Genomic DNA, 14,231 nt, shown 5'->3' on the forward strand with positions numbered 1-14,231 from the left:
GGTGGGATTCCCTCACCCGACCCGCTACAGCTTCATACATCTCGCCCGTCGATCGTCTACCCGTTTTGCGAACCACGCCGTCGTCAGATTACGGGTAATCTTGGGACTTTCCAGTTGAATACCCGGCAGCATCTCTCGCGGTAATGCTTTACCCGTTTTCTTCTCGGCGAGAGCGTAGACCCCTTTGTACAGATCCGTCTCTTCGAACGCCAGGCTGTCACCTTTTTCCAGCTGTCGACGGATAGCGCTTTCACTGAGATCCAGTTTGTTCGCCAGCTTACGCACCGCCAGCTCGGTTTTGCCCGCCGCCTTGCTGCCATACGCGATCAAATCGCCGTCCAGCGCCAGTTTTACGCCGCTGGCTTTGCTGACGGCATTCTGGAAAGCGGCATTACGGCTGGCATACCATCCGGCATTAAAGTCGGCAAAGCGGAAAATTGGCGCGCTGTAGTTCGCCGGATAATTGAGCAGATGGTAGGTCCCAAACCACAGTCCGCCGCGACGGGTGAAGACTTCCTGACGCACCGTTCCGTCCATCGTCCACGGGTAACCGTTGGCGTGCTGCTCGGCGAAAGCGATGCTGACCTGCATCGGACCGCCCGTATGAACCGGATTCAGCGAGCCAAACAGCGTCTGCCCCATCGGCACCATATTGATGAAATCATCAAAAATCGCGCTAAGTTGTTTTTCGGTTTTTACCGTATCAAGGCGATCGCTGTAGCTCTTGCCATTCGGGGAGTTGATTTTAAGCGCGGTATGCACCAGAAAAAGCGGAATATGCATGCGCCCGGCGCGGCGGTCAATCTCCTGCCAGGCGATTTTGCTCAGCCCCGGCACGGTGGGATCGGCTGTGTAGTTAGACTCCTGCTGTGCGACCGCCAGCACCGAACAGACGTTTTCCTCCGTCGGGGCGATCTTCTGGCTCTCAAAGGTTTTCGCCAGGTCTTTGGCCCAGCTATCGCGGTCTTTGACGCTGGCTGGCATTTTCTGGCGCACCACGCTCGCGACGTCGACGGCTTTCTCCCCTTTTTTTAGCGGCTGCGCCGTCTGGGTACTGCATCCAACAAGAACCAGCCCGGCCAGTAATGACAAAGGGGAAAAACGAGACGCCGCCGACATAATGCTTCCTTATATTAACCAAGAGTGTGGGTGACAGCCTGAATATCGTTGTCGTCCAGTTCGCGCTCAAAGCTACGCAGACGTTTGTAGATAGACATCAGCTCCACCAGCGTGGTCCATGAGTTTATCAGATACTGAAAAGCCCCACGTACCTGGCTAAACACATTGGTGATTTGCGTCATCAGGCCGAGCGTAATCGTACCGGCAACGATCGACGGAAACAGCAGGAACAAGCCGAAAACGTTATCCACCTGCAGGTACAAAATGCGTGCGATATTAAAATACATGTAATGGAAATAGAGACGGAAATAGTTCTGGCGCACCGCGTTGAACAATTCACGAACCGTTGGCGGCGTGGCGCGGTTGGCGTCGTCTTCGCCATACACCAGCTCTTTACGATAAGCCGCTTCGACGCGCTGATTTTTGAACTCCAGCCCCGGCAGCTTGATCCCAACCACCGCCAGCAAACCGGTGCCCATCAGCGACCAGATAATCGCGGCAATCACCAGACCGTAAGGCACATGGCCGACGATCGGCAGTTCCGGTACGTGTGGAGAAAGCGCAATCAGCACTGGCAGAAAAGCGATTAAGGTCATAATCGCCTTAATAAAGCTCACGCCCATGCTTTCCAGCGTGGAGGCAAAACGCATGGTATCTTCCTGCACACGCTGGGCGGCGCCTTCGATATGACGCAAATGCTGCCACTGCGCCATGTAGTATTCGTTCATCGCCGTACGCCAACGGAACACATAGTGGCTGACGAAAAAATTGTTCAACACGCTTATCACCACGGCAATCAGCGCGATCCCCAGAAAGATACCTAACTCATTGTAGAATTGCGCCATTGTGACAGTATGAGGAGCGCTAAGCGCTTTCTGAATCAGATCGTAAAAGGGCGCATACCAGGCATTGACGGCCACCCCAACTTCAACCAGAAACCAGGTCACAAAGACAATCAGCGACGTGCCGAGAATCGACCAGTACTGCCAGCGGTGCGGGCTGTAGATAAACCAGAACAGGGCAAATACCCCCACGCAAAGCACGTAATAAGCATAAAAGATCAGGTAGTTCAATGACCAGAAACGCGCGGCGCTAATGGGCACGTCGTCCGTTGCGCCGGTGAAATGCGCAACCCAGTCTCCCCCACCCGCCTGCCAGAAAATGACGGCAGCGACTGCCCAAATAAACGCCGAGAGAAAAAAGGGTCCCGGCTTCGGGAAAAATGACTTGAACATAATGCTCTCCTGCTAACTTCTTATCGTTATGACAACGGCTGTGCTGAAGAAAGTAAAAACGTCACACCAGCGAAACCGCCATTGTGACCAGAATGGCGGCGCTTAGTTCGTCTGCCATTGCTGAAATATTGTTTCGACGGATTACAGCCTCCCGCACAAAAACGACGGCTACTATACGCTCAGGATCACAAAAGCGAACTTTCTTTCGCCGCAAAAAACGTGGATTTACTCGTCGTTACGTTTTTATAACTATCCTTGCTTTAAATAGCGCTTTGAAAAAGAACGCGCCGTAGTATAAATACGAACTGTCTTCTTCCTTTTATTCATGCATGGACACCACCGTTGAAACGTAGTCTGCTTTTTTCCGCCGCGCTGTGTGCGGCGTCATTGACCTCAGTCCAGGCGGCGCAGCCTATCGCTGAACCGGTTTTCGCATCTGATATCGTTGAACGTTACGCCAATCATATTTTTTATGGCAGCGGCGCAACGGGAATGGCGCTGGTTGTGATCGACGGCAACCAACGGGTCTTTCGCAGCTTCGGCGAAACCCGCCCAGGTAATAACGTGCGCCCACAGCTGGACTCGGTTATCCGTATTGCCTCGATAACCAAGCTAATGACCAGTGAAATGCTGGTGAAGCTGCTCGACCAGGGCACAGTCAGGCTGGACGATCCGCTGAGTAAATACGCTCCTCCAGGCGCATATGTTCCGTCGTATCAGGGCAAACCGATTACCCTGGTGAACCTGGCGACGCACACCAGCGCCCTGCCTCGCGAACAGCCTGGCGGCGCGGCGAAACGTCCGGTTTTTGTCTGGCCGACGCGTGAGCAGCGCTGGCACTATCTTTCTAACGCCACGCTAAAAGCCGCGCCGGGTTCGCAGGCGTCATATTCCAACCTGGCGTATGACCTGCTGGCGGATGCGTTGGCTACCGCCGCCGGTAAGCCTTACACCCAACTCTTTGAAGAAAAGATCACCCGGCCTTTGGGCATGAAAGACACGACCTATACGCCGTCCCCCGACCAGTGCAAGCGTCTGATGGTGGCGGAAAAAGGCGCCAGTCCGTGCAATAACACCCTTGCAGCGATTGGCAGCGGCGGCGTCTATTCAACGCCGGGCGATATCATGCGCTGGATGCAGCAGTATCTGTCCTCTGACTTTTACCATCGCAGTCGTCAGGCCGACAGGATGCAGACGCTGATCTATCAGCGTGCGCAACTCACCCGCGTGACGGGCATGGATGTGCCGGGTAAAGCAGATGCGCTTGGCTTAGGCTGGGTATATATGGCGCCGAAAGAGGGCCGTCCGGGCATTATTCAAAAAACCGGCGGCGGTGGTGGATTCATTACCTATATGGCGATGATTCCTCAGCAAAACGTCGGGGCGTTTGTGGTCGTGACGCGCTCACCGCTGACGCGTTTCAAAAATATGAGTGACGGTATTAACGATCTGGTCGTCGAACTGAGCGAAAATAAACCGTTAGTGGTTCCGGCGTCCTGATCAGTATTCTGAAGGCAGACGGTTAATTCCCACCAGTTTGCCTTTATTCATTTCGATATAGCCGCCCTTACGTAATGCCGCCAACACTTCCGCTACCACCGAGCGGGATATACGCGTGCGCTGGTGTATATAATTCATGACGCCCACCCGTGCGCGTAATCCTTCCTCCCATTCATTCATTGAAAACAGGGTCGAACGAATTTGTTCATAGGAGTTGTTGCCGATCAGTTGCAGATCGCGCTGTTCAAGAATGCGGTTCAGCCACGCCAGCCAGCAAAATGCATCACGCCACAGCTGGCACTCTTCGATAAGAGTCACGGTTTGCGATGAAGGCAGAAAATAACCGGAACAAGTTCCATCAGAGATCAGCTCATACGGCACGTTGTTTTCCATCACGCCGTTAGCAAGACCCATGATAAAAGGCGCCTGCCCTATGCCGACCAAAATGTGTTCCTGCCGTCTTAATGAAATGATGCCATCAAGGATAACTACGGTGTTATCACGATTCACATCACTGGAATAAAGAGTCTGTTTCTCATTACGGGAAAACTCAAAACGCGTTCCATATTTTGATAAACATGCGTCGAGCCGAGCGAATTCGGTTAATGGTTTACTGACAGGCAACATATTAGCGTTCCTTGCATTAATGCCCGTCAAATCCTTGACGGGCATTGTTTACCAATTTAAATACGCTTACATCTGTTCCACACGGGAACGATTACCAGGTGTATTTAACGCCGACGTTAGCAGACCAGTCCTGGTCGACATCGCCGCCACCGAGGTAGTTAGCATCGGTGTATGCGCTGAAGTTTTTGGTGAAGCTGAACTGTGTACCCAGACCCACGCGAACGGCGGAACCTTCAGTGCCGTTATCGATGGAGTCACCGTTTACGTCAGCATCGTTATTGGCATCGTCATAGACATAGGCCAGTTTGAAGTATGGCGTCAGCGCCTGATCTTCGCTGTAAGCGAAGGTATAACCTGCGTCAACACCCAGTTCATAACGCATGCTGTCGTAAGACTAACCGTCAACCTGCAGATTGTTGCTCAGCTGGTAGTCGTCGCCAGACTGGAACAGGCCAGACACGCTGCCGTACGGCGTCAGGTAACCCGCATCGCCCAGTTTCCAGTCATAACCCAGTTTCAGACCGAAGCCCCAGGCATCCGTAGACGCGCTGCCATCAACATACTGTCCATTGCTCATGTTGGCGGACAGATCGTTGTTGAAGTGCGAGTAGCTCATGTTGCCATCAACAAAGATGTTGTTTGCAAAACGCGCGGAAGAGTAGATGTACGCGGACTGGCTGTCCTGATCCACCTGACCGGTATGGTCGCTCATGTCGCCTTTGCCGAAGCCTGCCGCGGCACCGACGATCCATTTCGCGTTGTTACCATCAATTTTGGTATCAACACCGACCATGATGCCGTTAACATCCTGATCGTAGTTAATGGTGCCGTTGTCGCCGCTGAAGCTGCCGCCGAAGTAGCTCACCCATGCGCCGCCGTTGTCGGCCAGACCGTGACGCGCGTTGGTCAGACGAGTCCCTACGGTGTCCTGCTCCAGATTCCAGATATTATTGTTAGCAGACGGGATGCTCAGCGCCATGTTCGCATAGTCTGTCAGCTCCATCTGCTGCAGAACAACGGTATTGCCTTCCTGCTGCGCCTGATAGGTGTAGGCACCCAGATCGGCTTTGTTAGCGGCGGAGAAGGTGGCAGTGCTGTTCTTATCGTTTACGTAGATCAGCTCTTTGCCCTGATAATCCGCAACAGCGCCTTCGCCCGTCGCGTTGTCGATACGCACTTTGTAGTTGCCGGTTGCAGCCGCAACGCCATCACCCGCATTATCAACTTCAGCCAGGTCCGCGCTATACGCATCGCCGTTACCGTTAATGGTCAGGTGACCATCAGAGTTCATGGCGATAACGCCGTAGCCGTAGTTAGACTGGCTGTTGTCCCAGGTACGATCGTTAGTCAGATCGGCGTCCAGCACAAAACTGTTGCTGTGAACATCAAAGACACCGGCGTGTACATTGCCGTTGGCGTCGGTATAACTGGTCAGGTTCAGGGTATCCGCTTGCAGTGCATACGCGGTGCTATTGCCCACGTCCAGTACGCCGTCGTTGGTCACCGTGATCGAGTTGGCATACAGTGCCGCATCATTAGTGCCCCAGCCCGCAGAAACATCATCAGCAATGGTCACGGTACTGTTGTCGATGGTCAGCGCATCGGTCGCAACATGACCATCTTCATTGATATTCAGCGCCGCGCCGCCGGTCAGTGCGATGGTGTCAGAAACCAGTGAAGAATCTGCAACATTCACGACAGAACCGCTGTTGATGTTCAGGGTATCGATCAGAGAGGACTTCGTCGTATCCCACTGAGAACCATTATTCAGCGTGACGTTGAATAAACCGCTTTGATATACGTTGTTGCCAATGACGTGACCATCTTCACCGTAGGCAGTGTCGCTGTTATCCACGCCATAGGTTGACCACGGCCACAGGCTGTTAGCGGCGATATCAATCAGCGTAGAGGTTGCGTCAGTACCTGCAGCAACGCTGTCGTAAATACCGTCGCCATCGGTATCCGTCTGATGAACAGACATCGCCGCGCCAACCCACTTAGTGCCGTTGTCCAGCGTCAGATCCAGGCGATCGGTGCCATCCCAGCCGTTAGTGTCCACGTGGTCGTCAGTATCGCGATAGCTGTCCGCACCGTTCGGGAAGAAGTTCTCGTCAAAGTTGCTGGAGAAGACCACATCCCCCATCAGCGAGGAATTGCTCAGATACGCAGTGGTTTGCATTGCATTATCGGCTGCCGGCGTGGCAACCACGGCTAAGGCGACGTCATCCGCACTGTATTCGCCACTGTAATCGCTGGCATTGTTATTGTTGCCAAACCAACCTGACGTGCCTTCGTCGGAGAGAGACCCTGAGGTCACAGTAGAATCGGTAACGGTAATTGTGTTGTTGAAAATTTCGCCGCTGTTAACGCCAGTGCTGACCGTATTGTCGTCAACATCTTGCCACTCGTATCCCTGAGTCAGCGTAATACCCGCCACGTGAGAATTATTGGCGATAGTCAGATCAACTTCCTGATCCAGGGTAATCGCGGTGCCCATATTATACACGTCGACAACATGGGTATCCGCTGTGCCGTCGGTATAGGTGCCGTTGTAGGTATAGTGTTCGTAGTTATCGTCGATGGTCGAGTTATCAACGGTGAGCGTCAGGCGGTCGTAAACATACCCCGTGGTGTCACGGCCCACACAATCGGTGGTCATGCATTCCGAGGTGATCATACCGTGAACGGTACTGTTTTTGATCGTCAGGCTGTTGTCATTGGTGTTGGTGCTCAGACCATCATCCAGGTAATACGTTGAAATGACGCCATTAACGGTTGCATTCTTGATAACCGGGTAAATATCTCCGTTGTATACGCTGTCCGTAGCGTAGTTATTCCAGCCGACATAACCTTCAAAATAGACGCCGTCAGCGTAAGAGGAATTATCATAGTGCACAAACGTATTATACGTTGTGCCGGAGATATCCGTTGAAGCATTCGCCTGAGAAGTGATTGCCAGAGTGCAAGCCAATGCTAATTGTGAGACTACAAGTTTCTTTTTCCAGGAGTGCATTTGTCATCCCTCCTCAGGGACGTAATAGTGTTGATCCATCAATTATTAATGCATAGAAAACAATTTTGTTTCGCGAGGAGGATTATGCGATGCCTTTACGGAAAGGTTCAATTAAACTTTGTTTTCCGTCCGGAATCGGACATTAATAATAACATTAAAAATGCATTAACAGCATCAAATAAAAAGAATCACAAAAACAAGCAATTACAATATAAGCAACTCTAAAGGCATACAGAAAATAAATGCAACACAGCATTATCAACACGATACTGAATGAATAATCCTGTAATCACCTCAGACCGCTAAAAAATAAAATCAATTAGTATTCAAAATACAGCCGCAAGAATTAATTTCATTCTCGTATATGAATAATGAGCTATGCATAACAATTTATTGTTCAGATATTTCTTTAAATTGACGTACAAACCGCGCTTAGCGCCAACTTTCGTAAAACACGGATGACCAGATTCAGGTATACTAGCGACTTCGTTTTCACAAACATCAGGCATCCCATGACAGACTTAATCCACCGCCCTCGCCGCCTGCGCAAATCCGCTGCGCTGCGCGCCATGTTTGAAGAGACAACACTGAGCTTAAACGACCTGGTGTTGCCGATCTTTGTTGAAGAAGAACTCGACGACTACAAGGCTATTGAGGCCATGCCCGGCGTTATGCGCATTCCGGAAAAGCATCTGGCGCGCGAGATCGAACGCATCGCGAACGCGGGCATCCGTTCCATCATGACCTTTGGTATCTCTCACCATACCGATGACACCGGCAGCGATGCATGGAAAGAAGACGGTCTGGTGGCGCGCATGTCACGCATCTGCAAGCAGACTGTGCCTGACATGATCGTGATGTCAGACACCTGCTTTTGCGAGTACACCTCCCACGGCCACTGCGGCGTACTGTGTGAGCACGGCGTTGATAACGACGCGACGCTGGCGAACCTCGGCAAGCAGGCGGTTGTTGCCGCAGCCGCGGGCGCTGACTTCATCGCGCCGTCCGCGGCAATGGATGGACAAGTACAGGCCATTCGCCAGGCGCTGGACGCCGCGGGTTTTACGGACACCGCGATCATGTCCTACTCCACCAAGTTCGCGTCATCGTTCTACGGCCCGTTCCGTGAAGCGGCAGGTACCGCGCTTAAAGGCGATCGTAAAACGTATCAGATGAACCCGATGAACCGCCGAGAAGCGATCCGTGAATCCCTGCTCGACGAAGCACAGGGCGCGGACTGCCTGATGGTGAAACCCGCTGGCGCGTACCTTGACGTATTGCGCGATATCCGTGAACGCACCGAATTACCGCTCGGCGCGTATCAGGTCAGCGGCGAGTACGCGATGATCAAATTTGCCGCCATGGCGGGCGCAATCGATGAAGAAAAAGTGGTGCTGGAAAGCTTAGGCGCGATCAAACGCGCGGGCGCGGACCTGATCTTCAGCTACTTCGCCCTGGACCTGGCGGAGAAAAACATCCTCCGCTAAGGTTCCTGCTTTTTGCCGGATGGCGTGCCCATCCGGCCTTTCCCCAAAACGTCACCCGACCGTCATACAAGCGACACTTACGCCTTCTACTGTCTGCTCAGGACAGATGGAGGGGATGCTATGTTTAGTCTCGAGAACGTACTCAACGACCTTTGGCCCGAGGCGAGGACCACGCCGTGGCAGAAGTCATTATTACAGCGTCTGCTCTATGAAAAAGAGTTTCAGCAGTTTGCGACACGCCATCCCCATCTCAAAGGGGTGGATATGGTCGAACAGGTCCTTGAACATCTGGAGATTCGCTGCGAGATCCCCGAACATCACATTGAAAATATTCCCGAATCGGGTCCCCTGGTGGTGATTGCCAACCATCCCACCGGCACGCTGGACGGACTGGCGCTGATCTATGCCCTCTCCCGCGCCCGACGTGATATCAAAGTCGTGACGAATCGACTGCTTTCGCACCTTACCCCGCTCCGCTCGTTGTTCATCCCGGTAGACAATATTCATGGCCGTACGCCGAAATCCTCGTTGCAGCAAATGGATGCGCATCTGCAGGCGGGTGGCGCACTGGTGTTTTTTCCCGCCGGAGAAGTTTCCCGCCTGACCCTGAAGGGGATAGCGGAGCGGCACTGGCATTCCGGGTTCATCAGAATGGCGGAGAAGTACCGCGCGCCGCTGCTGCCCGTTTACATTCACGCACGTAACAGCCCGCTGTTCTATGCCTGCGGCCTTATCTCCGCGCAGGCCTCGCTGCTGCTGTTAATGCAGCAAATGTTTCGTCGCCGTGGCAGCACCCTGCCCGTGCGTATCGGACAGCAGATTGCCTGGACGCAGTGGTCCGCCCCCCAACGCACCGTTCGCGAGTTGGCCGGGAAGTGCCGTGAGCACGTCATTGCGCTGGGCCAGAACCGGGCTGGCGTGTTTCGCACCGAAAGCACCATCGCGCCGCCAGAGAACAGAGCGCGGTTGAAACGCCAACTGGCAAACGCGGAGTGTCTGGGCCGTACAGCAGATGGCAAAATCATCTATCTCTGGCAACGTAACGGGCAAGAGGACGCGACCATCCTGCGCGAGCTGGGACGGTTACGGGAAATCGCTTTTCGCGCGGTCGGTGAAGGCAGTGGTAAACGCCGCGACATCGACCGTTACGACGATGAATACCTGCACCTGATTTTATGGGATGAAGACGATCTGGAGATTGTTGGCGCGTACCGCTTTGCCCCCTGCGCTCTGGTGCAACAAAAACAGGGGCTTGACGGTCTGTATAGCCACAGCCTGTTCGACTACGATGCGCGCATGGCGGACATTATGCAGCAAGGTATTGAACTGGGGCGCAGCTTTATCCAGCCGCGCTACTGGGGACGACGGGGGCTGGACTATCTGTGGTCCGGCATCGGCGCCTGGCTCGCGCGCAATCCGCAGTACCGTTACCTGTTCGGACCGGTGTCGATCTCCGGCGGACTGCCTCCCGATGCCCGGGATCTGCTGGTGGCGTTCTATCGTCTGTGGTTCCCGCCCACGCATCCGCTGGCCGTCTCCCGCCAACCCTGTCCGGCATCGCTTCCCGATGTGCTGGCGCAGTTTACCGGCAACGATTACGCCGAAGATCTCACCCGTCTGAAATCGCTGTTGGGCAATCTCGGCTGCGGGATCCCGCCGCTGTATAAGCAATATTCCGAGCTGTGCGAACCGGGCGGCGTGCAGTTTATCGATTTTGGCCGTGACCCGGATTTCAACAACTGCGTGGACGGGTTGGTCCTGGTGGATTTAACCCGACTGAAGGCCAACCGCTACGCGCGTTATATCGGCGCGCATACGTAGCGCTTTAATTTAACCTGCCCGGAAGAACGGCTTATCCCCGAGAACAGTGGCCCGGTGCATAATTCGTCGCTGCGGCAGGTAATCGGCGTTGGCGTAATGCTGCGTCACCCGGTTATCCCAAATCGCCACATCATTCGGCTGCCAGCGCCAGCGCACCTGGAACTCCGGTTTCGTCATGTGGGCGAACAGGAAACCGAGCAGCGCCTCACTCTCTTTCTCTGTGACATCGACAATTCGCGTGGTGAATCCCTCGTTGACGAACAGCGCTTGTTTACCGCTTACCGGATGGGTGCGAATCACCGGATGCAGCAGCGGCGGATGTTTCGCCACGGCTTCCCGCCAGCGCTGATGCTCCTCCTCCGTCCGGCGGTATTTATACTCAGGGAAAGATTTGCGAAAGTCGTGCTCCGCCCGTAGCCCGCGCAATAACAGTCGAAATGGTTCAGAAAGCGCGTCATAGGCGGCAATACCGCTGCTCCACACCGTATCGCCGCCGGTATCGGGTAACGTTTTGGCAGCAAGTATCGCCCCGGCTGGCGGCGTCTCAATAAAGGTAACGTCAGTGTGCCAGTTGTCGTTATCCGGTGGATTATCGTTGTGCGTATCCAGCACGATAATCTCATCCACCCCGTCGGCATGGGGATAAACAGGATGAATATGCAGATCGCCAAACCGCAGAGCCAACGCGCGCTGCTGCCGGGGCGTGATGGCCTGCCCGCGCAAAAACACCACCTGATGGCGCAGTACCGCATGGTAAAGCTGCTCGAACTGATTATCGCTTAGCGGACGGGTCAAATCCGCGCCGGAAATCTGTGCGCCAATAAACGGCCCCAGCGGGGTAATTGCTAAACGTTCACTCATTGGACTTCTCCATACCAGGGCGTCAGGCGGCGCTGAAGCGCGCGCAAACCCAGTTCTAAAATAAAAGCGATAACCGCAATGACCGCGATCCCTGCCAACACGACGTCGGTCGCGAGAAATTCCCCTGCCGACTGCACCATAAATCCTAAGCCCCGCGTCGCGGCGATCAGCTCCGCCGCCACCAGCGTCGACCAGCCGACGCCAAGTCCGATACGCAAGCCGGTCAGGATCTCCGGCAATGCTCCCGGCAGGATCACGAACCAAAGTACCTGAAGCCGGCTGGCGCCCAACGACTGCGCCGCGCGAATGCGCACCTGCTGTACGCTTTTTACCCCGGCCATTGCCGACATCGTCACTGGCGCAAAAATCGCGAGATAGATCAGTAAGATCTTCGAGGTTTCGCCGATGCCAAACCAGATCACCATTAGCGGCAGATACGCCAGCGGCGGCACGGGCCGATACAGCTCAATGATCGGATCGAGCATGCCGCGCACCGTCGGGCTAAGCCCCATCGCGATCCCCACCGGAATACCGACAGCGACTGCCGCCAGCAGCGCCAGCACGATGCGGCTCAGACTGGCTGCCAGATGCTGCCACAGCGTGGCATCCATAAACCCCTGCGGCCCGGCAATAGCAATCAGCTTTTTCAGTACCTGCTCCGGCGGCGGCAGGAACAAAGGACTCACCAGTTGCATCGCCGCCACTGCCCACCACGCGAGCAGGATCGCCGCCAGCGTGGCAATGCTCAGCGTGAACTGGCGGGAGAATGGCCTGCGCCATTTCAGCGCGCGCGGGCGCGGTTTATCGTTAATCAACACGCTCATGAAAAGGCCTCCCGCTCGGCGAAAACGCGCTGCAAAACATACTCGCGGGTGTCGATAAACTGTGGGTCGGACTTGATACTACGCCCGCTTTCCCCCGCGACAACGCGCCGGGAAAAGTCGAGCGGCAGCCGTTCCAGCACCCGCCCTGGTCCGGGAGAGAGCAACAGCAGTTCGGTGGCCATAAATACTGCTTCTTCAATATCATGGGTAATGAGCAGCACCTGTTTTCCCGTCTCATGCCAGAGCTTAAGCAGCAGGATTTGCATCTGCTCGCGGGTAAACGCATCCAGCGCGCCAAAAGGTTCGTCGAGCAGCAACAGTTGCGGGTTTGCCGCCAGCGCGCGGGCAATACCCACGCGCTGGCGTTGCCCGCCGGAAAGCTGCCAGATGTAACGCTGGCCGGCCCCGTCCAATCCGACCTTCCTCAGCATCGCCTGCGCAATGTCATCACGCCGCGCTTTTTTCACGCCCGCCAGTTGCAGACCCAACGCGACGTTGTCCTGCACGTTGCGCCACGGCAGCAGTCCTTCCTGTTGAAACACCACGCCTCGCTCCGCCCCCGGTCCGTCAACACGGTTCCCTGCCAGTTGTATCGTCCCGCGCTGATACGGCATAAACCCGGCGATCAGATTCAGTAGCGTGGTTTTACCGCAGCCGGACGGGCCCAGCACGACCAGCAGTTCGCGGCTGTCCAGCGTCAGACTGATATCTTCCAGCGCGGGCTTTCCGCCGTAATCGGCGTATAAATGAGAGATTTGCAGCATCCTCGCCTCCTTTACGGTATAAAGCGATCGGTAACGAACTGGCTGTAGTCGCTTGCCACGGCGGGAACTTTGCCCTGCGCTTTCAGGAACTGCGCCGTGTCGATAATTGCTTTATTCACCGGCCCATTCAGTTCCGCTATCTGCTGCTGCGCCGTCAGGTAAGAATTACCCTTCACCAGACCCGGCACATCGGCTTCTGGCACGCCGCTTAGGCGCGACAGCTTGCGGAGGTTCTCCGACTGCTTCAGCCACGCGTCCGGATCTGCAATATAAGGCTGCTGCGCGTCGAGCGCGCTTTTGGCGAAGGCTTTCACGACTTCCGGATGTGAATCGGCAAAATCTTTCCGCACCACCCAGACATCAAGCGTCGGCGCGCCCCATTCCCCAACCTGAGCGGAGTCGGTCAGTATCTTGCCCTCTTTTTCCAGCGTATTAACCGCGGGCGCCCAGACATATGCGCCGTCAATATCCCCACGTTGCCAGGCGGCAATAATTGCCGGTGGCTGCAGGTTTATAATCTGTACCTGATCAGGCTTTATTCCCCAGTGCTTCAGCGCCGCCAACAGGCTGTAATGGGTGGTGGAGATAAACGGTACCGCAATACGTTTGCCGATCAGATCCGTGGGCGTGTGGATATTCTTCTTCACCACCAGCGCTTCGGAACTGCCGAGTTTAGAAGCGAGCAGGAAAACTTCGACAGGCACCTGCTGGCTGGCTGCGACCGCCAGCGGGCTGGAACCGAGATTACCAATCTGAACGTCGCCCGAGGCCAACGCGCGTACGATGCTCGCCCCGCTGTCGAACTTGCGCCAGTCGACGGTTGCGCCGCTCGCATTCTCAAACGTGCTGTCCGCCTGGGCGACTTTTGCCGGTTCAGCGGAGGTCTGATACGCGACGGTGACGTTAACCGCCTGCGCCTGAAACGCGATGAATGCCAGAACGGCAAGAAGTGAATAATGCGATGAACGTGCCATAGGTCT

General features: G+C 55.0%; 10 protein-coding genes and 1 pseudogene. 3 read left to right on the top strand and 8 right to left on the bottom strand.

The window, feature by feature from the left end; all coding sequences use genetic code 11:
- Positions 1–24 precede the first annotated feature (24 nt).
- Both HVX72_RS16310 and sbmA read right to left on the bottom strand, forming a co-directional pair.
- Positions 25–1,119, bottom strand: a complete 1,095-nt coding sequence (locus HVX72_RS16310; RefSeq protein WP_181821889.1) for a DUF1615 domain-containing protein — start codon at positions 1,117–1,119, stop codon at positions 25–27.
- 14 nt (positions 1,120–1,133) lie between these two features.
- Positions 1,134–2,354 (bottom strand): peptide antibiotic transporter SbmA, encoded by a 1,221-nt coding sequence (gene sbmA / locus HVX72_RS16315; RefSeq protein ID WP_042286065.1) that lies wholly within the window; start codon positions 2,352–2,354, stop codon positions 1,134–1,136.
- A 342-nt stretch (positions 2,355–2,696) separates the two neighbouring features.
- On the opposite strand from sbmA, the gene ampH reads away from it, so the two are divergent.
- Entirely contained in the window at positions 2,697–3,854 is a 1,158-nt protein-coding gene (gene ampH / locus HVX72_RS16320) for a D-alanyl-D-alanine-carboxypeptidase/endopeptidase AmpH (RefSeq protein ID WP_042286067.1), read from the top strand.
- On the opposite strand, the gene iprA is transcribed toward ampH, so the two are convergent.
- Positions 3,855–4,481: a hydrogen peroxide resistance inhibitor IprA gene (iprA, locus tag HVX72_RS16325; protein ID WP_181821890.1), complete on the bottom strand. Its 627-nt coding sequence runs from the start codon at positions 4,479–4,481 to the stop codon at positions 3,855–3,857.
- 91 nt (positions 4,482–4,572) lie between these two features.
- Positions 4,573–7,494, bottom strand: a pseudogene (ehaB, locus tag HVX72_RS16330) (autotransporter adhesin EhaB).
- A gap of 512 nt (positions 7,495–8,006) precedes the next feature.
- Between ehaB and hemB the strand changes: the two are divergent.
- The gene (gene hemB / locus HVX72_RS16335; RefSeq protein ID WP_060569091.1) at positions 8,007–8,981 is read left to right on the top strand and encodes a porphobilinogen synthase; all 975 of its coding nucleotides are present in this window, start codon (positions 8,007–8,009) and stop codon (positions 8,979–8,981) included.
- Positions 8,982–9,101: 120 nt separating this feature from the next.
- The gene (locus HVX72_RS16340) at positions 9,102–10,802 is read left to right on the top strand and encodes a GNAT family N-acyltransferase (protein WP_042286075.1); all 1,701 of its coding nucleotides are present in this window, start codon (positions 9,102–9,104) and stop codon (positions 10,800–10,802) included.
- A gap of 9 nt (positions 10,803–10,811) precedes the next feature.
- On the opposite strand, the gene tauD is transcribed toward HVX72_RS16340, so the two are convergent.
- The 4 genes from tauD to tauA are packed head-to-tail and all read right to left on the bottom strand — an operon-like array spanning position 10,812 to position 14,225.
- Entirely contained in the window at positions 10,812–11,663 is an 852-nt protein-coding gene (gene tauD / locus HVX72_RS16345) for a taurine dioxygenase (protein ID WP_042286076.1), read from the bottom strand.
- Complete coding sequence (gene tauC, locus HVX72_RS16350; protein WP_060569094.1) at positions 11,660–12,487, bottom strand: taurine ABC transporter permease TauC; 828 nt, start codon at positions 12,485–12,487, stop codon at positions 11,660–11,662. Before tauC ends, tauD begins: the two co-directional genes overlap by 4 nt.
- A complete protein-coding gene (gene tauB / locus HVX72_RS16355; protein WP_181821891.1) occupies positions 12,484–13,251 on the bottom strand; it encodes a taurine ABC transporter ATP-binding subunit in 768 nt (255 codons plus the stop codon). The genes tauC and tauB overlap by 4 nt, the downstream gene beginning before the upstream one ends.
- A gap of 11 nt (positions 13,252–13,262) precedes the next feature.
- Positions 13,263–14,225 carry a taurine ABC transporter substrate-binding protein gene (gene tauA / locus HVX72_RS16360; RefSeq protein WP_060569096.1) on the bottom strand — a complete coding sequence of 321 codons (963 nt, stop codon included), beginning with the start codon at positions 14,223–14,225 and terminating at the stop codon, positions 13,263–13,265.
- Positions 14,226–14,231 lie beyond the last annotated feature (6 nt).

The organism is Citrobacter sp. RHB21-C05, from assembly GCF_013889015.1.
Taxonomy (GTDB): Bacteria; Pseudomonadota; Gammaproteobacteria; order Enterobacterales; family Enterobacteriaceae; genus Citrobacter_A; species Citrobacter_A sedlakii.